The sequence below is a fragment of the Streptomyces sp. NBC_00820 genome, assembly GCF_036347055.1.
Taxonomy (GTDB): domain Bacteria; phylum Actinomycetota; class Actinomycetes; order Streptomycetales; family Streptomycetaceae; genus Streptomyces.
Window position 1 is genome coordinate 6,966,228 of record NZ_CP108882.1, and the last position, 18,069, is coordinate 6,984,296.

18 protein-coding genes and 1 tRNA gene are annotated in these 18,069 nt (G+C 71.0%); 11 read left to right on the top strand and 8 right to left on the bottom strand.

Translation table 11 applies throughout. The features are described 5' to 3' along the window. Positions 1-188 precede the first annotated feature (188 nt). On the bottom strand, positions 189-710 hold the full coding sequence (locus OIB37_RS31085) for a DUF309 domain-containing protein (protein WP_330460932.1): 522 nt from the start codon (positions 708-710) through the stop codon (positions 189-191). A gap of 104 nt (positions 711-814) precedes the next feature. Between OIB37_RS31085 and OIB37_RS31090 the strand changes: the two genes are divergently transcribed. The 5 genes from OIB37_RS31090 (at position 815) to OIB37_RS31110 (ending at position 6,080) form a co-directional block, all read left to right on the top strand. Then, positions 815-888: transfer RNA gene (locus OIB37_RS31090), tRNA-Pro, on the top strand. Positions 889-1,631: 743 nt separating this feature from the next. Further along, positions 1,632-2,429, top strand: a complete 798-nt coding sequence (locus tag OIB37_RS31095; protein ID WP_330460933.1) for a bestrophin-like domain — start codon at positions 1,632-1,634, stop codon at positions 2,427-2,429. A 40-nt stretch (positions 2,430-2,469) separates the two neighbouring features. After that, positions 2,470-2,976 carry a TetR/AcrR family transcriptional regulator gene (locus tag OIB37_RS31100; protein ID WP_330460934.1) on the top strand — a complete coding sequence of 169 codons (507 nt, stop codon included), beginning with the start codon at positions 2,470-2,472 and terminating at the stop codon, positions 2,974-2,976. Between the two features lie 43 nt (positions 2,977-3,019). Then, positions 3,020-4,006, top strand: a complete 987-nt coding sequence (locus OIB37_RS31105; protein ID WP_330462034.1) for an amino acid permease — start codon at positions 3,020-3,022, stop codon at positions 4,004-4,006. Continuing rightward, positions 3,903-6,080 (top strand): NB-ARC domain-containing protein, encoded by a 2,178-nt coding sequence (locus OIB37_RS31110; protein WP_443058293.1) that lies wholly within the window; start codon positions 3,903-3,905, stop codon positions 6,078-6,080. Before OIB37_RS31105 ends, OIB37_RS31110 begins: the two co-directional genes overlap by 104 nt. 28 nt (positions 6,081-6,108) lie before the next feature. Here the strand turns inward: OIB37_RS31110 and OIB37_RS31115 are convergent, their stop codons facing one another. The 3 genes from OIB37_RS31115 to OIB37_RS31125 form a co-directional block, all read right to left on the bottom strand. Continuing rightward, complete coding sequence (locus OIB37_RS31115; RefSeq protein WP_330462036.1) at positions 6,109-7,794, bottom strand: hypothetical protein; 1,686 nt, start codon at positions 7,792-7,794, stop codon at positions 6,109-6,111. A gap of 490 nt (positions 7,795-8,284) precedes the next feature. Continuing rightward, entirely contained in the window at positions 8,285-8,494 is a 210-nt protein-coding gene (locus tag OIB37_RS31120; protein WP_330460935.1) for a hypothetical protein, read from the bottom strand. 278 nt (positions 8,495-8,772) lie between these two features. Beyond that, a complete protein-coding gene (locus tag OIB37_RS31125) occupies positions 8,773-9,225 on the bottom strand; it encodes a hypothetical protein (RefSeq protein WP_330460936.1) in 453 nt (150 codons plus the stop codon). Between the two features lie 199 nt (positions 9,226-9,424). On the opposite strand from OIB37_RS31125, the gene OIB37_RS31130 reads away from it, so the two are divergent. After that, positions 9,425-9,640: a hypothetical protein gene (locus tag OIB37_RS31130; protein ID WP_330460937.1), complete on the top strand. Its 216-nt coding sequence runs from the start codon at positions 9,425-9,427 to the stop codon at positions 9,638-9,640. Between the two features lie 191 nt (positions 9,641-9,831). Then, positions 9,832-10,494: a TetR/AcrR family transcriptional regulator gene (locus OIB37_RS31135; protein WP_330460938.1), complete on the top strand. Its 663-nt coding sequence runs from the start codon at positions 9,832-9,834 to the stop codon at positions 10,492-10,494. Here OIB37_RS31135 and OIB37_RS31140 read toward each other — a convergent pair. Continuing rightward, positions 10,430-11,302, bottom strand: coding sequence for an alpha/beta hydrolase (locus tag OIB37_RS31140; RefSeq protein ID WP_330460939.1), 873 nt, complete (start codon positions 11,300-11,302; stop codon positions 10,430-10,432). The two genes, OIB37_RS31135 and OIB37_RS31140, sit on opposite strands and share 65 nt — an antisense overlap. A gap of 105 nt (positions 11,303-11,407) precedes the next feature. Between OIB37_RS31140 and OIB37_RS31145 the strand changes: the two genes are divergently transcribed. Continuing rightward, complete coding sequence (locus OIB37_RS31145) at positions 11,408-12,787, top strand: flavin-containing monooxygenase (RefSeq protein ID WP_330460940.1); 1,380 nt, start codon at positions 11,408-11,410, stop codon at positions 12,785-12,787. A 156-nt stretch (positions 12,788-12,943) separates the two neighbouring features. Here OIB37_RS31145 and OIB37_RS31150 read toward each other — a convergent pair whose 3' ends face one another. Next, positions 12,944-14,146: an epoxide hydrolase family protein gene (locus OIB37_RS31150; protein WP_330460941.1), complete on the bottom strand. Its 1,203-nt coding sequence runs from the start codon at positions 14,144-14,146 to the stop codon at positions 12,944-12,946. Positions 14,147-14,321: 175 nt separating this feature from the next. On the opposite strand from OIB37_RS31150, the gene OIB37_RS31155 reads away from it, so the two are divergent. Both OIB37_RS31155 and OIB37_RS31160 read left to right on the top strand, forming a co-directional pair. Then, positions 14,322-14,792 (top strand): hypothetical protein, encoded by a 471-nt coding sequence (locus tag OIB37_RS31155; protein WP_330460942.1) that lies wholly within the window; start codon positions 14,322-14,324, stop codon positions 14,790-14,792. Between the two features lie 323 nt (positions 14,793-15,115). Beyond that, positions 15,116-15,574 (top strand): SRPBCC family protein, encoded by a 459-nt coding sequence (locus OIB37_RS31160; protein WP_330460943.1) that lies wholly within the window; start codon positions 15,116-15,118, stop codon positions 15,572-15,574. A gap of 84 nt (positions 15,575-15,658) precedes the next feature. Here the strand turns inward: OIB37_RS31160 and OIB37_RS31165 are convergent, their stop codons facing one another. Both OIB37_RS31165 and OIB37_RS31170 read right to left on the bottom strand, forming a co-directional pair. After that, the gene (locus OIB37_RS31165) at positions 15,659-16,165 is read right to left on the bottom strand and encodes a YbaK/EbsC family protein (RefSeq protein ID WP_443058226.1); all 507 of its coding nucleotides are present in this window, start codon (positions 16,163-16,165) and stop codon (positions 15,659-15,661) included. Positions 16,166-16,303: 138 nt separating this feature from the next. Then, positions 16,304-17,332 carry a GNAT family N-acetyltransferase gene (locus OIB37_RS31170; protein WP_330460945.1) on the bottom strand — a complete coding sequence of 343 codons (1,029 nt, stop codon included), beginning with the start codon at positions 17,330-17,332 and terminating at the stop codon, positions 16,304-16,306. 54 nt (positions 17,333-17,386) lie between these two features. Between OIB37_RS31170 and OIB37_RS31175 the strand changes: the two genes are divergently transcribed. After that, a complete protein-coding gene (locus OIB37_RS31175; protein WP_330460946.1) occupies positions 17,387-18,022 on the top strand; it encodes a TetR/AcrR family transcriptional regulator in 636 nt (211 codons plus the stop codon). Positions 18,023-18,069 lie beyond the last annotated feature (47 nt).

Genomic DNA, 18,069 nt, shown 5'->3' on the forward strand with positions numbered 1-18,069 from the left:
CTGACAGAGCGTCCACCGCCTCCTCACGGCCCGCGACGACGGGGCCGGGGGCGCGGCAACAGGGGTTGGGCCGCGGGGACAAGGGCCCGGCCGCCAGGGCGTGAGCGATGGCGGCCGGGCCCTGGAGTGGGCCCTGGAGTGGGCCATGACGTGGGCCATGGCGTCATCAGTGGCGGCCGGCCGGGGCATCAGGGGCCGAGCCGAGGTGCCTCCGCCCCCGCGTCGACCGGTCCGGCCCCCTGCTCCACCCGGGCCGCCAGCTCCCGGGCCCAGCCGGCGAGCCCGGCGATGTCCACTCCGTAGGGCCGGTCCTCGCCCCGCTCGGCAGCCCAGGCCTCGACCGCGCCCGCCCCGCGCCGCAGCAGCCGCGCGCCTCCGGTGGTGTTCCCGCGCGCCGAGTGCGTGAGCCCCACCGCCAGCTGGGCCATGCCCCGCCACAGAGCGCGCTCGTCCTCGGGGCCCGACTTCCAGGCGTCCTCGAACACCTCGTGCGCGTGGAACGGCTTCCCCGCCGCCATCAGTGCCCGCGCCTCGGCGACCGTCTCCTCCGGGGTCCGTACGACCCCCTCGGGCTGCCGCTCGACCCCTGCCGAGCCGTACGGCAGCGGCCGCCCCAGCCCGTCCCGGGGCCGGGCGCTCCGCGCCCGCCCGGCGATGTCCCGGTCCCGGCCGTCGGCCGGCCCTCCCGCAGCCGTGTCCGTGTCTCCCATGAGACCGATTGTCCCTCCGCGCAGGGGGCCGTCTTCGATACAGCCCCGTACGTGGGGTAAAGTGCTGTTCGCGCGATCACGCGGGTCACCGCGAGTGAGTGCATCGGGACGTGGCGCAGCTTGGTAGCGCACTTGACTGGGGGTCAAGGGGTCGCAGGTTCAAATCCTGTCGTCCCGACTCGAAAGAGTCGCAGATCAGGGGCCGTTTCGGAGAAATCCGGGACGGCCCCTTGATCGTTTTTGGGAACCAGTTGGGGACCAGCGCACTTGACTTCGCTGAAGCGCACCCTGACCAGTCAAGGTGCGCCATATCGTCCGTCGGTGCGCACACTTTCCGCCCTCCGCGGGGCAGCGGCGTGCCCGTGCTGCCGGCCACCTGTGCCCGGTGTGTCGAGGACGGCTTCCCGACCTCAAGAGACGGCTGGAGGCCGCGGGGAACCTCTCTGAGCTGCCGGACAGCGGCTGACGGTTCCGCCGGTCGGGCTTCGTCGATGGCCAAGCGATGACCTGCCTGCGCCGGGCGCGCACCACTTCTCGCCGCGGCCGAGGGCAGGCGCAACGCTTTCCAACTGTGTTGGTTGGGTGTGGGTGTGTGCACGGGGGAGTGCACCTGTGTTCATGGACGGCTCGCCACCGGATTGGGATCGGCTTCCGGTCTCGGCTGAACGACGGTGGACCCGGCTGGATGAGACGCAAAGTGAGACGGGCGCGGCGGTCGTTGCCAGAACAGCCCCGCACTGGGCCGTACTCGGCTGTTGGGCCAACGAAGCAAGAGGCCGTGCCGGGCGTCGCGAGCGTCAGAGGTCTTCGACCTGTGATCATGGAGCGTTCATTGAAAGTGATCGACGAGGACCTCCAGGTCGCGGGCGCCGACACACCGCCGCCGTGTGGCCCTCGCGGGAACGCGTTGTAGGTGATGTGGTGAACTGGTTGACCTCGCTGCCGGCGGTGGTGCTGGTTGTGGGCGGGCTCGTACTTGCCTTACTGGTCGCGGCCGTTGCGCGGGTCGGCGTCCGGGCGCTCGTACCGGTCGGGGAACAGGACCGGGTGCCGCAGATCGCCACGCCCCTGATGCCGACACTCGGCGCTGCCTTCGCGATCTTCGCGGCACTCTCGCTGGCCAGCGAGGCCGGCTACTTGCGCGCAGCAGAGGGACTGGTGAGCGACGAGGCGGCCGCGGCCTCCCGCCTGGCATGGGCGGCGACAAGTCCGCGAGTCCAGTCGGAGCCGATCCATGCGGCACTGCTGGACTACTTGCAGACCACGCGTGTCAGGGAATGGGCGGGTACAGCAGCGGCGTCCGGTGACGACCCGGCCACCGCTCGCGCGATCGCACGGCTGGAGCGGAGTGTGCGCACCGAGGCGGCTCGGCCCGAGGCGGGAACCCCGACTGGCACGGAGCTGGTGGTTTCCCTGGACGGTGTCACCAGCAGTCGTCGCGCCCGCGTCGCGGCCGCCTCGCGCGACGTCCCCGCGCTCTACCTGGTCACGCTTGTGGTCAGCGGACTGGCCTTGATCGTGAACTCTGGCGCACTGGTCTTCCGCAGCAGCCTGCGAACGTCACTGCTCGTCGTGGGTGTTGCGAGTGTGGTCGGGCTGAGCCTGGCGTTGCTCTTCGCGCTCAGCGCGCCCTGGAGTGGACCGCTCATCGTCAGTGGGCATCCACTCGACACCATCATCGGGGACCTGAAGTCCGGCTTCTTCGATGGTAGGCCATAGGCGGCGGGCGCGATCAGTACGCCGACAACTGGTCACCGCGGTGGCGTTGCGGCTGTTCGTGGAGCGCGGTCCGGATGTTCCGTTCACCGAGATCGCCAAGGAAGCGGGCGTGGGGGTCGGGACGGTCTACCGCCACTTTCCGGCGCGGGAGGACCTCATCGAGGCCGCATACCGTTCGGAACTCGATGCCGTGTGCGCTGCGGCCGGGGAGCTCCTCGCGGAGATGCCGCCCGCCGACGCCCTGCGCGTCTGGATGGACCGCTTCGTCGACTACTGGGCCACCAAGATCGGTCTGACGGATGCGATCCGGGCCGTCGTGGCCGCAGGCGGGAACCCGTTCGCGCAGAGCCGTGAGCGGCTCGATGACGTGGTCGGTGAGCTGCTGTCGGCGACCGCGGCGGCAGGAGTCACGCGACCCGAGGTCGATCCGGACGATGTCGTGGTGTCGCTCAGCGGCATCGCCATGGTCGCCGGCGTGCTCGAGGAGCGCGAGCAGGTAGGTCGGGTACTCGACCTCCTGTACGAGGGGCTACGAGCCAGGCCGTGAGCGGTGAGGCCGCCCGCGCCTCGCTCCGAGTTCGCGGGAACTCATGATCGGGGGCTCCGATCGGCATCGTCGCGAAGAGGGCGGGGTTCCGCGCTCGCCGGTCGAGGGGCGCGCCTCGCGGCCCTTCGCGCCCCATGGCCGGACGGCGGTCGCTCCGGCGGCAGTCCCGCTCGTGTGGAGCTTCGCCGGGTGGGAGGCGATCACCCACATGGCGGGTGAGTTCCGTTCCCCGGCCCGTGTCCTGCCGCGGGGGACGACGGTCGCGGTCGCCATGGTCGGGATGCTGTACCTGACGGCGGCCACTTCGACGAGCACGTGTGCGGCGGACCACGGCAACTCGGCGGAGGGCAAGCCTCATCCGGTGACGGTGTGCCGGGTTACGTCCCCGTCGTCGTACGTCCCAGTGCGGCAGGGTGCATGGCCGTCTTGCCGGTCCTCCTGGGTGTCAGGCCGGCGATTTGCGTGCGTACGGTGTGGAGCTTTGCCGGGTGTGCGCAGCGAGCCCGACTGTCCAAGCGTCCAAGATCTCTCTACGGTTGGTGACCGAGGTTCTGTGGGGCTGGATGGTCGAAGGGGGCTGTGTGGAAGCCGAGTTGGCTGCTCTTGCCGCGTCGGGGGCCACGACGCTGGTCGGGCTGATCGTGTCGGAGTCCTGGGAGCGGGCGAAGGGTGGCTTGGTCCGGTTCTTCGGACGGCGTGCTCCGGGTGCGGCTGCCGAGGAGGAACTGCAGGAAGAACGCGCGGAGTTGGACAGGGCGCGGACGGCAGGGGACGCCGATGCCCGGGAACGGGTCCAGGAGCGCCTGCGGCAGCGACTGGAGGAGATCCTCCAGGGGGATCCCGGCGCGGCGGAGGAATTGGCCCAGCTGTTGTCCGCGGTGGCGCCGGACGCGTCACGCACCTTCGTCAACCTGGTCAGTGGAGGGGTGAACCACGGTCCGGCCTTCCAGGGGTCGCACATCCATGGCGGCATCACCTTCCATGTCCAGTCGGCGCCGACTCCTGCTTCGGGCCTTGCGGTCAGACCTGATCAAGTGCCGCTCGTGACCGTGAAGTACAGCAACCGGCGGGCCGAACTCGCGTCCCTGGACGCCACACTCGGCCCCCGCGTGGAGAGGGCCGGATCCGTCGCTGTCGACGTACTGGACGGACTTCCCGGAGTGGGTAAGACGGCCATGGCCTGGCGGTGGGCGGAGACGGCCCAGGAGCGGTTCCCGGACGGGCAGTTGTACGTGGACTTCGCCGCCCTGCGTGACCAGGTCACACCGATGGCCGGTCCCGGGGCGGATGTCTCCGAGGCCCTGGCCATGTGCCTGCGGTCGCTGCCGGGAGGCGACATCGGCATGCCGGGTTCGCTGTTGGAGCGGACCAACCAGTTCCGGTCGCGGACGGCCGACCTGCGGATCCTGCTCGTCCTTGACGACGTGAACCATCCCGCGCAGGTCCGCGCGCTGATCCCCAAGGGGCCGGGCAGCGCTGTCCTGGCCACGAGCCGGCTCAGGCTCGGTGAACTGGCCGTGCAGAACGTCGCCCGGTTGATTCGCGTCGACCCCCTGGACCCGCACGGCGGGCTGGAGCTGCTGAGGGACCGGTGCGGTGCGGAGGCGGTCGAGGCCGAACGGGAGGCCGCGGAGCGCCTGGTGGAGCTGTGCGGCGGCCTTCCTGTGGCCCTGCAGGTCGTGGCGGCACGGCTGGTCACCGGTGACAGCCCGGGCATGGCGGAACTGGCCGCCGAACTCGACGACGAGGCCGGCCGGCTCGCCGCACTCGCACTGGACGGAGAGGAGTCTTCGGTGTCCGTGGTTCTTGGGCCCTCCTACCGGCTGCTGTCGCCCGACGCGGCCCGGCTCTACCGGCTGCTCGGATGGCTGCCGTTCGGCACCTTCGACGCCGGCGTGGCCGCGGTTGCCGCCGGCGTCGACACGAAGGGCGCGAAGCGCCTGCTGCGCGTTCTGGTGAAGGCGAGCCTGCTGGAGGCCATGAACGACGGCCGGTACCGCATGCACGATCTCGTGCGCCTGCATGCCCGGGAACGTGCGGTCGAGGAGGAGCCGGAACCTGAAAAGGCGGCGCTGACCGAGCGAGTGGGCACGCACTACCTTGTCCTGACCGCGTTCGCCGACCGGGCGCTCAGGAAGGAACGGCTGCGGATCGCCGAGCTTTCGGACCTGCTGCGGGACGCGGACGACCCGTTCGCCGCCGCCGACGGGCCGCCGGTGCTGGAGTGGCTGGACACCGAACACCCCGCCGTCCTGGCGATCCTGCGTGCGGTCGTCAGGTGCGAGCTGTACACCCTCGGCTGGCAACTTGCCGAGAGGTTCTCGGTGTTGTTCCTGTATCGCCGCTACCTCAGGGCGTGGCGGGAGACGCTGGAGCTGGGCATCGAGGCTGCTGCGGCAGCGGCGGCCTCCGCGGACACGACGGAGGAGAACGCGGAGGCCGCCAGGGCCGGGGAGGCCAGGCTGCGCAGCCTGTTGTCGCGCCCGTTGCTGGACCTCGGCGAGAACGACCGCGCGAAAGAGCAACTGGAGAAGGCCGTCGCTCTCGCCGACGCGACTGATCGCCTCGTTCTGCGTGCCTCCGTGCAGGAATTCCTCGGCCGGTACCTGGATGCCGTCGAGCCGGCCCGCGCTGTCGCGGCGTACCGGCGTTGCCTCGAACTCAATGAGCAGGCTGGCGAAACCCGTGGTGCCGCACTCGCCGTCTTCTTCCTCGGATGCGCTCACGACGCCCGAGGTGATCACGCGGAAGCACTGGTGCTGCTGCGTCGGGCACAGAGGGAGCTGGAGGGCCGTGCGGAGCCCGACACGCGGATGGCCGCGCGGGTGAGGGCCGCCATCGGTGTCGTACACGGTCATCTCGGCGACACCGAGGAAGCGATCCGTGAACTGCGAGAAGCGGTTCGGGGTCTGGGCGGCGTGGCGAAGGGAATGGAGTACGAGGCGAAGGCCCGGGAGCAGCTCGCCGACGTCGCGCAGCGGGCGGGCGGCCGTGCGGAACTGGTGCGGGAGTGCCTGAGCGCGGCCGCTGACATCCACGAGGCGCTCGGCAGTCACTCCCGGGCGCGGGAACTGCGGCGACGGTTGGGGGAACTCGGCGATTGAGGCCGGTTCTTCGGGCGGGAACGGGCGGCTATCCGGGTGACAGGGTGGGGCGGAGTCGTAGAACGACGTCCTCGTCCCGCACCTCACCGATCCGCAACGTCACTTGGGCGTCGTCCAGTGCGAGCCCCGCGCGCAGACAGGCGTAGACGACCGCCGTCGGAAGGCACGGGTCCATCGCCGGGCCCGTGACAGCCACCTCCACCACCCGGCCGTCCCTGAGCCCCACCAGACAGTTGCTCCCGCGCACCGACGAGGCGGCGAGAAGGCTTCCGGGCAGCCGGGTGAGGGTGTCCTCGATCCAGCGCAGCGCGCCGACCGGCGTGGGGGCGGGGTCCCGTCGGACAAGTACCGAGGCGCTCTCCGTCAGGCGGAGGTCACGCTCGTCGTCGGCACAGGCCAGGTGCGTGAAGCAGGTGGAGGATTCCGGGCGGGCTCCGCCGTACGCGGTCACGGCCGCCGGAACGCGGTGCACGGTGACGGTCGGCGTCGTACTGTCCCCGGTGACGTCGCAGGTCACCTGCCACGAGGTGACCGGCGTGGCAGGTGGATCCGGCACCGGCAGTACCAGGGAAGCCGGTGGTGGGGAAGCCGGCTCCGGGAGCTTCAGCAACTGGTAGAGAGCGGCACGGAGCCGGGCGAGGGCATGTCCCGGCTCGGCGAAGGCCTGCGCCGCGACCGTCGCGTACCGCTGGGGCGTGTGCTCGCGTACGACGTCCTCCACCTGTTGGCGCAGATCCCCCCGTGGATCGATCCGGGGCGCGACGGCCGCCAGGCTGTGGACGGCCGTTCCGGGCACCGCTTCGTGACCGAACGCGGCGAGCAGCAGCGGTGTACCGGTCGCCGCCCCGTACAGCGTCACCGAGCCGTGATCGCCCACGAGGACGTCCGCGGCGACGAGCGCGGACCGCCAGGCATGGATGGGCGGCATCAGCAGCAGGCCCGCGTCCAGGGCGGCGGCCTGCAGGTTGTGGAGCTGCCAGGCCCCGTGGGCCGACCACACATTGGGGTGGACGATCGCGCCGACGCGGGCCTCGTCGCAGGGGAGTCGGGCGAGGAGACGCGGGAGCAGGTCCGGATGGCTCCCCAGGAGGGAGGTGGGCCCCCAGGTGGAACTGACCATGACCAGACGCTGATCGTCCGCGACGCCCAGCGCCTGCCTGTATGCCTTCCTGCGTGTCCGGCTCGCGATCAGCTCGTCGAAGCAAGGGTCGCCGACCAGCAGGGTGCGTCCGGCCGCCTTCGGGTGGGTGGCGAGCAACTGCTCTTCCTGAGCCGGGTGCGAGACCGCGAGCCAGGCCCGCCCGCTCTCCAGCAGGGAATCCGGCACGACCCCGGACAGCCTCTCGCGCGAACTTCGCGAATCGGGCACGCGTTTCTGGAAACCGACGCCGTGGGGCAGTACCAGCACGGGGCAGTCGCCTTCGGGTACGTCGATGTTCTCGCTGGCGGAGAGGATGAGGTCGGGGGAGATGTGCCCCAACTGCTCCCAGGGGGCGACCCGGCACCCGGCAGCGTGGAGGAGTTCGAGGACGCCGGCGTTGAAGGCGGAGGTGGGGTCGTGGGCGAAGACGACGGTTACGCGACTGTCGCCGCGCAGGAGTGCCGGCAGCGTTTCGAGGACGCGTACGGTCGAGGTGACCGTACGGGCGGCCACGACCAGGGTGCGTTCGCCGTGGAAGGTGCTCCAACGGTGGGCGTCATGCCCCACGGGCACGCGCAGTGGCCGGCTATCGAACAAGGCCGCCACCCCTGACAAACCCAAGTCTCCACGCGGCTCGCGGCTCGCGGCTCGCGGCTCGCGGCTCGCGGCTCGCGGCTCGCGGCTCGCGGCTCGCGGCTCGCGGCTCGCGGCTCGCGGCTCGCGGCTCGCGGCTCGCGGCTCGCGGCTCGCGGCTCGCGGCTCGCGGCTCGCGGCTCGCGGCTCGCGGCTCGCGGCTCGCGGCTCGCGGCTCGCGGCTATGGTGCTCTTATCGGGTTTCAAGCCGTTTGGCAATCTTTCGGGGCCTTTTGTGGCGGGTACACGGGCGCGTGAACTCGTACACGGTAACGAATCACATCGACCGCAACGTAAGCATCGGTCACCCGGGGCGGCGAGGCACAGGGCGGACTCGTGGCCGGGGCGTAGAGGCATCGATTGACCGGGAGATCTAAAAGAAGCGGTCGAACTCCTCGCCTCGATTGATCCGGTTCCTGCGCTCGCTGTCTCAGCCGGGCTGGTCGGGGGAGGGGCTGATGGCGCTTTCCGCGCCGTAGAAGCGGCCCTGGTCGCACAGGGAGTCGATCTCGGCGTTGTCCTCCTCGCTCAGCTGCGCATCCAGCGCGACGCTGATGACGCGTCGGGCGTGCGCCAACCGCCGAGCGACTACGAACTCGTTCAGGTCCTGCAGGACTGCGACGACCTCGTCGAGGGACATGCGAATCTCTCGGGAGGACATGTCCATCGGTCGACCTCACTCCATAACTGGTTGCTCAGGCCCCAGATCCCGCTCTCGCGGACGCGGGGCTGGTCCGGGAACGCGGGCGGCTACCGATGAGCATCGGTACGTGAGCAGGCGATCCGACCGTGACCGCAGGTCAGCGCATAGATCCCGCGCGTTGGCGGGAGGTGTCATGCGCGGCACAGCTACCCGACGACCTGACGACCCGACGACCTGACGACCCAACGACCCGACGACCCCAAGGCGTCGATGCGTTACCAGGCCGGGCGGGGGTCCCGGAGTTCCGGCGGTGTGTGCTTGGGCAGTTTCTGGTGCATGTCAGTGCGCAGCAATGTGCCGGGGTTCGGCGCGTATCTCTCGGTCTGCGGTGCAGGCGGGTGGAACCGCTCCGTGCGCGGCAACGTCACCTCCACCAGCTTGCCGTCGTACATCATCCACAGGCCGAAGCAGTCGTCGTCCTGGTCGCGGATCAGCACCTGCACCCCGCCCGGATTCGACCAAGGCAGCGACTCCAGTTCCTTGAGGAGCCCGGACCGTCCCCGCTCCTTGTCGAACTCGATCGCCCAGCCGTACCCGAAGCCGCCGTCCTGGCCCTGCACCGGTTCGAACCGCCCCCGCCAGCTGCGCCCGGGTTGCTCCCGGGTCAGCGGTTCCATCACGTCGTCACTGTAAGGGGCCAGCACGATGACGTCCGCGGCTCTGCTCATGGCGAGATGGGACCACGCACCGCGCCGGCCCGGCAACCGATTACCCGCGCGAGCCCCAGCACTTCCCCGCCTCACCGCCGGCTTCATCGCCGGCTTCATCGACCGCGACCGGCAGGAGTCCGTGCTCAGTCCGCCCAGCGGCGCTCACTCTGCGCGGAATGACGTTCCCGCCTTGCCGCGGTGCTGTCTCACCGAGGAGATGGAGGCCACTGTCATGGTCCGGATGTCCCGCACGGCGCTCACGCTGAGCATCCTGATCACCGCGTTCGTCGCCCTGATCGCCACCGTGCTGACGGCCGTTCTTTCGCGGTTGGACGGCAGCCGATGGCCGGCCGCGGTCCTGGACGGCGGTGCCGCGTTCGGCGGTGCTCTCACGCTCGGCGCGCTGCTGATCGCCCTGTATCTGTCCCTCTGAGCGGCGGTCCGGGTCATGGCCACAGTCTGCTCAGGTCCGACAGGGCCCGGCACAGTGCCGTCGCCGCCGCGGCAGTCGTACGGCCCGCCGTCACCGAGAGCCGTTCCGGCGCCTGCGCGCCGCATGGCGACAGGATCTCCACGGCTTCATGACATGATGCTGACCAGTGGTCATGGCAGGGGAGGTGCGGGGTGCCGACGGGAACATGGGAGCGGTTGCCCGAGGCAAGGCGGGCGGCGATCGTCCGGGCCGCGGAGGACGAGTTCTCGGCCCGTGGTTTCTCCGGCGGCAGCCTCAACACCATCGCCCGCAACGCACGCGTGGCCAAGGGCAGCCTGTTCCAGTACTTCGCCGACAAGGTCGACCTGTACGCCTATCTCTCCGAGCTGGCCAGTCTGCGCATCCGGGCCGCGATGGAACTCCGGATCCGTACGCTCGACTGGGACGCGGGGTTCTTCGCGGCGCTCACCGGTCTGACGCTGGAGTGGGAGGCCTACTTCCATGACCACCCGCTGGAGCGGGCGCTGACCGCCGCGGCGAACCTGGAGCCGGACAGCGCGGCGCTGGGCGCGGTGCGCCGGGTGGTCAACGAGCACTACCTGGCCGTACTGGGGCCCCTGTTGAGGGACGCGAAGGACAGGGGGCAGCTGCGGGCGGACGCGGACCTCGACGCGTTCCTGTCCATGCTGCTGCTGGTGCTGCCCCATCTGGCGCTCGCGGCCCACCATCCCGGACTCGACCCGGTACTGGGGCTGAGCACCGGACGGTCCGAGGACCGTTCCGCCGCGGTCATCCGTCTTGTCGAGGTGTTCCGGGCGGCGTTCGGGGTGCGGGAGCCGTCGGGTCCGCGCTGACCGGGCCCCTGGCCCCGGGGAGCCATTCGAGCAGCGTGGTCAGCGGCGGTTCGCGCCAGTCGCGGTCGAGCATCAGGTCGTGGCCCATGCCGGGGAACTCGCGCAGGGTCGCGCCGTAGCGTCGTGCCGTCCTGCGTACGTCGCCGATCGGGACCAGGCGGTCGTCGGGCGTGGCCAGGACGAGGACCGGCGCTCCGCCGCGTGGCGGGGCGGGCGGCCGGTGGAACAGGAGCTGGTACTGCGCCAGCGGCGACTCCGCGCCGCAGCGGGCGGCCTGCCGTAGCGCCTCCTCCTGCGTCAGCTGGGCGAAGAGGTATTCGGGCCGTAGTGGCAGGGAGCCGCCGCCCATCATGCGCAGGGCGTCCAGCGGGTGCCGGCGGGCGATGGACAGCAGCGAGCCGAGAGCCGGATGCGCGGGCACCGGGGCGACGAGCACCCCGGCGTGGGCCGCGTAGCGGGCGAGCGCCTGCTGGACGACCAGGCCGCCCATGGAGTGGCCGACCAGGACGGGCCGCCGGGGCAGCGAGGCCGCGACGTGCACGACGTCGTCGACGAAGTGGGACAGCCGGGCCGTGCGCAGACGGCCTCCGCTGCCGCCGTGCCCGCGCAGCGAGAGCGCGTGGGCGGTGTACCCGGCGGCCGCCGAGGCCGCGAGCCAGTGCTCCCAGCACCACGCGCCGTGCCCGAGGCCGTGCACGAACAGCAGGGGTGGCCGGCCCGGCTTCTCGACGGCCGGGGTGGCGGTGAGTACTTCCAGGTCGCGGGGGCCGCGGCGCGATGTGATGACGACTGAAGGGTTGCCTGTCATGGGCCGCGACTCTAGTGTGACCGTCGGTCATATGACCAGTGGTCATGGCTGACTGAATCGCCACGCCAGTCATGTCCCTCCCTTCGAGCCGCCATGGAGACATCCATGTCCAGCCCCGTAGCCGCCTCCACCTCCGCCACCCGGCCCTCCCCGCCCCGTCCGAAGGCCTGTGTGATCGGTGCCGGATCCTCCGGAATCGCCGCCGCCAAGGTGCTGCATGAACGCGGCTTCGACTTCGACTGCTTCGAACTGTCCGACCGGGTCGGCGGCAACTGGGTGTTCGGAAACAGCAACGGCGTCTCGTCGTCGTACCGGTCGCTGCACATCAACACCTCGCGCTCGCGCATGCAGTTCAGCGACTTCCCGATGCCGGAGCACCTGCCGAACTTCGCCCGCCACGACCAGATCGCCGCCTACTTCGACGCCTACGTCGACCACTTCGGCTTCCGTGACCGCATAGCGTTCACCACGGGAGTCGAACAGGTGACACCCCTCGACGGCGGGGGCTTCGACGTGCGCCTCAGCACGGGGGAGACCCGCCGGTACGACGCCGTCCTCGTGGCCAACGGCCACCACTGGGACCCGCGCCTGCCGGAACCGTCCTTCCCCGGCGCGGAGACCTTCACCGGCGAGCAGATGCACTCCCACCACTACGAGGAGGAGTCGCAACTGGCCGGCAGGAAGGTCGTCGTGCTGGGCATGGGCAACTCCGCCATGGACATCGCGGTCGACGCCAGCTACCACGCCCAGGAGACGTACCTGGCCCACCGGCGCGGGGTGCACGTCATCCCCAAGTACGTCTGGGGGCGGCCCTACGACTCGATCGGCGGGCACGAGATGATTCCCGCCGCGCTGCGCTGGCCGATGGCCCGGATCCTCATGCGGGCGGCCACCGGACCGATGTCCCGCTACGGGCTGCAGGATCCCGACCACCGCTTCGCCGAGGCGCACCCGACCATGTCCAGCCGCATCCTGGACCGTCTCGCGCACGGCGCGATCACCCCGAAGCCGAACATCGACCACTTCGACGGCCCCGACGTCGTCTTCAGCGACGGCAGCCGCGTCGCCGCCGACCTCGTCGTCTACTGCACCGGCTACCGGATCTCTTTCCCCTTCTTCGACAAGGACTTCCTCGACCCCGGCGCCGACAACGACATCCGGCTCTACAAGCGCATGTTCCATCTGGACGTGCCCGGCCTGTACTTCATCGGCCTCGTCCAGCCGCTCGGCGCCATCATGCCGATCGCGGAACGCCAGTCACTGCTGGTCGCCGATCACCTCGAAGGGCGCTACGCCCTGCCGCCGCGCGCCGCGATGGACGGGGAGATCGACCGCTACCAGAAGTCCCTCGCCCGGCGGTACGTCGCGAGCAAGCGCCACACCATCCAGGTCGACTTCGACGACTACATGCGCGCCCTGCGCAAGGAGCGCGCCGCCGGCTCGGGAGGAACGCGCCGAGGACGGCCGGTACCGGCCCGCGGCTGAGTCGTCACACCGGCCTGCGGCTGAATCGCAGGTCCGAACTGCCGGGCTGAATCGCCGGGTTGAGCCGTCCGAACCGTGCTGGGCCATGCCGTGCCGTCCGGCCGTGCCGCCTCTCCCCTCCCCGGCAGGGCCGCCGTGGCCGGTCGCGAGGCCCGGTCAGGACGGTTCGGTGTCGCGCAGGCTCCGGAAGAAGGCGCGGATGTCGCCGACGAGCAGGGCGGGCTGTTCCATCGCGGCGAAGTGGCCGCCGCGGTCGAACTCCGTCCAGCGGACGATGTTGTCGCCGCGTTCGGCGATGTGGCGCAGGACGATGAAGTTCTCCTGCGGGAACGAGGCGAACGCGGTGGGCGCGGACGACGGCTCGGGCGGCTTGCCCCAATAGGCCGCGTGGGCACGCTCGTAGTAGATACGGGCGGAGGAACCGGCGGTCCCCGTCAACCAGTACAGCATCACGTTGGTGAGGAGGTGATCGCGGTCGACGGCGTCCTCGGGCCGGTCGGCGGAGTCCGTCCACTGCTTGAACTTCTCCGCGATCCAGGCGAGTTGGCCGACGGGTGAGTCGGTGAGCGCGTAGGCGAGGGTCTGGGGACGCGTCGACTGGATGTCGGCGTAGCCCTGCTCGTCCCGGCTCCACGCCCGCATCCGCTCCCAGGAGGCCAGGGTGCGCTCCCGCTCCGCCGGGCTCAGGACGGCGAGTTCCTCCTCGGTCGGCTCGGCCGTTGCCCCGGCGCCGGGGATCATGTTCAGGTGGACGCCGATGACCCGGTCCGGGCGGATGCGGCCCAGTTCGCGGGAGACGGCCGATCCCCAGTCGCCGCCCTGCGCCCCGTAGCGGTCGTAGCCCAGGCGGTGCATCAACTCGGCGAAAGCGGCCGCGACTCGACGGTACTCCCATCCGCTCTCGCGGGTGGGGCCGGAGAACGTGAAGCCGGGAATGCTAGGCAGGACCAGATGGAAGGCGTCGGCGGGGTCGGCGCCGTGTGCCCGGGGGTCGGTGAGAGGGCCGGCGATCCGCTCGAACTCCACGACGGAACCGGGCCATCCGTGCGTGATGATCAGCGGTGTGGCGTCCGGTTCCGGGGAACGGATGTGCGCGAAGTGGACGTCCGCGCCGTCGATCGTGGTGATGAACTGCGGCCACCGGTTCAGGCGGGCCTCCGCCGCCCGCCAGTCGTACGTGTGCCGCCAGTAGTGCGCCAGCTCCTTCAGGTAGTCGCGTGGGACGCCGTAGTCCCATCCGGCGTTCGGCAGCTCGTCCGGCCAGCGGGTGCGGTCGAGTCGGTGGTGCAGGTCGTCGAGGTCGCTGTCCGGGATCGATACGCGGAAGGGCCGGATGCCGGTCTCCTGGGGTGTCGTCATGCCGGCGCAGTCTAGGCGGCCGCCCGCCGGCCGGATCGGCAATTTCCGGGGGCCCCGATGGCGGGATCGGCAACTTCCGGGGGCGCGATGCCGGGCGCGGGCCCGCGCCGGGTGCTCGCGCGGACGGTCGGGTTGCTCATGATTCAGGCAGAGCGGCCGGGGAACTCGGCCGGGCATGATCCGGACCATTCTGCGAGGCGGCGTGGCCGGCGCCGCCGGTACGACCGTGCTCAATGCCGTGAGCTACGCCGACATGGCATGGCGCGGCAGATCCGCCAGCGGGGTTCCCTCCCAGGTCGTGGACAAGCTGGCCCGCGACGTGCGGCATCCCGTCCCCGGCTCCGGCGAGACACGGGACAACCGGCTGTCCGCCCTCGGCGCGCTCGCCGGCATCGGAGTCGGCTGCGTTGTCGGGGTGTGCGTCTGCCTGCTGTACGACGCCGGCGCCCGGATGCCCTGGTGGTGGGGAAGCGTGGCGACCGGGGCCCTGGCCATGGCCGCCGCCGACGTCCCCATGGCGCGGCTGGGGCTGAGCGATCCGACCACCTGGTCGGGCGCGGACTGGGTGTCGGACATCGTGCCCCATCTGCTGTACGGCGCAGCCACCTACGGCATCGTGGCGGCGACCGCGGAACGCCGCTCGTGACACCCGCCCCGACCGGATGACCGGCGACGCCCCGCCGTTCACGTAGGAACGCCGCCAGGTGGGGTACTCGGGACTCGGGTACCCGGTCACCCGGGCTAGGGGGTGTCGTTTGGATCAGCTCGGGTCCGCGACGCCCGGCACGGCACCTCGCCGCGTTGTCGGATCAGCCGAGTACGTCCAGTACACGGCAGATCCTCCGCCTTGCGAGGCACCGCACCGGACGCCGCGGCCTGATCCGACCTGATCCAAACGACACCCCCTAGGTGGCCCCCTGCCCGGCGCCGACCGCCGGGCTCCGGTCTCGCACAGAAGGAGGAACGGCCATGGGCACAGTGAGGGAATCGGTCGAGGTCGACGTACCGGTCCGGACCGCCTACAACCAGTGGACACAGTTCGAGGAGTTCCCGAACTTCATGGAGGGCGTCGAGGCGGTGGAGCAGCTCGACGACACCCACAACCACTGGATCACCAAGATGGGCGGGATACGGCGGGACTTCGACACGGAGATCGTGGACCAGCTCGCGGACGACAGGATCACCTGGCGCTCGATCAGCGGGGACACCCGGCAGAGCGGCAGCGTCCGCTTCCAGAGCCTGGGGAACGACCGGACCCGCGTGGAACTCGTCATGGACGTCGAGCCCACCGATCCGGTCGAGACGGTGGCCGACTGGATCGGCGTGATCGACCGGCGCGTCAAGGGCGACATGCGGCGCTTCAAGGAGTTCATCGAGACGCGCGGCGACGAGTCCGGTTCGTGGCGCGGCCGCGTCACCCCTGGCTGAGAGTCTTTGCCGGCTCCCGGCTCCCGGCTCCCGGCTCCCGGCTCGGCTCCCGGCTCCCGCCTCCGCCGCGCCGCCGCGCCCGCGTCACCCCTGGGCGGCGCTGCCCGCCCCCTCGTCGGCGACCACGGCGGACTCGCCGCCGGTCAGGGCCAGCAACTCGGTGAACGTCGTACGGAACACGGTGTGCGGCAGACCGGCGCCCGCCCACACGTGGTCGTGGTCGTCCAGGGCGACGTCGACCAGCGTCCGGACGGGTCGCGGGTGCCCCACCGGGGCCACGCCCCCCACCTCCTGGCCCGTCACGGCGAGCACGAAGCCGGGATCCGCGCGCCGGATCCGGCCGCGGCCCACGTTCAGGACGCGGGCCAGCAGCCGCGTGTCCGCGCGGTGCGCTCCGCTGGTCAGGACGAGCAGCGGTTCACCGCCCACGGTGAAGACCAGACTGTTGGCGACGGCGCCGACCGCGCAGCCGAGCTGTGCGGCCGTCTCCGCCGCGGTGGGCGCCGGGGCCGGGAGTTCGACCAGTTCCGCGGTGCTGCCGTGCTCACGCAGAGCCGCGTGAACGCGGCGTACTCTCTCGTGCAAGGTCACTCCCTGTCGTCTTTCATGGCGCTGAGCGCTGGTGCTGAGTGCTGAGCGCTGACTGCTGAGCGTCGAGTGCTGGGCGCTGAGCGTCGAGTGCTGAGCGCGAGCGTTGCGCTCAGGCGCGGACCGCGAAGTTCCGCGCCGTCACTCCTCGGCGGCGGGTTCGCCGGGGGCGGGCTCGTCGGTGGGTATGGCTGCGGGTATGTCGGCGGCGGGCTCGTCGTCCCAGGCCAGTGAGCTGATCCGCCAGCCGTCCGGCGTCCGGACGAACTGGACGGTCTTGTGGCCGGCGCCCTCGAACCACTCGCCGTAGAGGAAGCCGGACTTGCGGTAGTCGCTGAACCGCTGCGCGACCGAGCCGAACATCTCGGTACGCTCGGTGACCTCCGCCTCGGAGAACTCGGTCAGCGTCCCGTCGGTGAGCATCTTCTCGCGGGACGCGATGAACGCCTCGATGTCGTAGACGAGCGGATCGTCGCCGATGTTCTTGATGATCAGCCCCTGCGGGAGGAAGACCCGGCGGATGACGTCGAGGTCGGGCCGGCGGCCGCCGGTGGTGGTGAAGGCGCCGAAGAGGTCGCGCATCAGCCGGTCGATCCCGGCCTTGTAGCCGACGCCCGGTAGGTCCGCCGGGGGCGGCCACTCCTCGGCGAGGACCGACCAGACCTCGCTGTCGCGCCGCACCCCGCGGTACGTAGAGCGCTGCCGCAGCACACCCTCACGGGTCATGCCGAGCCGGCGGGCGACCTCGACGCTGCGGACGTTCCCGGGCGCGACCCACCACTCGACCCGGCTCATCCCGCGTTCCGCGAACGCCCAGTCGACGAGCGCCCGGCACGCCCGGGTGGCCAGGCCCTTGCCCTGCCCGGCCGGCTCGAGCCAGCAGCCGATCTCGCACGTCCCGGCGGCGGAGTCGAAGCGGGTGAACATGACGCCACCGACGAGCGTGCCGTCCAGCCAGATGCCGTGGATCCGGCCGCCGTCCGCGGCCAGACGGTCGGCGTAACGCTGGAGGGTCGCGGTGGCGGAGCCGAGGTCGGTGCTGAACGTCGCCCAGGGTATCCACGGGTCTACCAGGGGCCGGGCGCGGTCGATGTGCGCGAGGAACTCCTGGGCCTGCCAGGGTTCCAGCGGGCGGAGCTGGGCGGCGTCGGTCAGCGGCAGTGCGAACACGGGGCACCTCGTTCCCTAGGTACGTAACAAGCGTTCGGTACGTAAGCTAGCATCATGCCGCCCGCACCCGGAGACCGTGAAGCCCGCCGCGACGACGTATCGGAGGCCGTGTGGCGCGTACTCGCCGACAAGGGGTTCGGCGGACTGACCCTGCGCGCCGTCGCCGCCGAGATGGGCGCCTCCACCGGGCTGCTCATGCACTACTTCCCGACCAAACGCGCCCTGCTCACGCACGCCCTGGACCTGCTGGAGAGGCGCACGGCCCAGCGTCCCCGGCGCGCGCGTCCCGCCGCCGGCCTCGCCACCGTGCGCGTCATGCTCCTCGACATCCTCCCGCTGACCCCGGACGACACCGCCCGCAACCGCATCTGGGTCAGCTCCTGGGACCTGTCCCTGGCCGACGAGGAACTGACCGCGGACCAGGCGGGGCGCTACGCCCGGTTGCGCTCGACGATCCGCCCGCACCTGGACGACGCGCGGCGGCTCGGCGAACTCCCCGCCAGCGCCGACCCGGAGCAACTCGCCGCCACCGTCGTGGCGTTCACCCACGGACTGGTCGTCCAGGCGCTCTTCGACCCCGCCCGGTTCTCCGAGGACGCGCAGGTCGCCGCGCTCGACGGCTTCCTCGCCTCGCTCGCGTCGCCGTGCCCGGCGGGTGAGATCCGACGCGTCGCCGTGCCCGGCGGGTGAGATCCGACGCCGGGGACGATCCGGCGGCGGGAAAGGTGGGGGAGGGG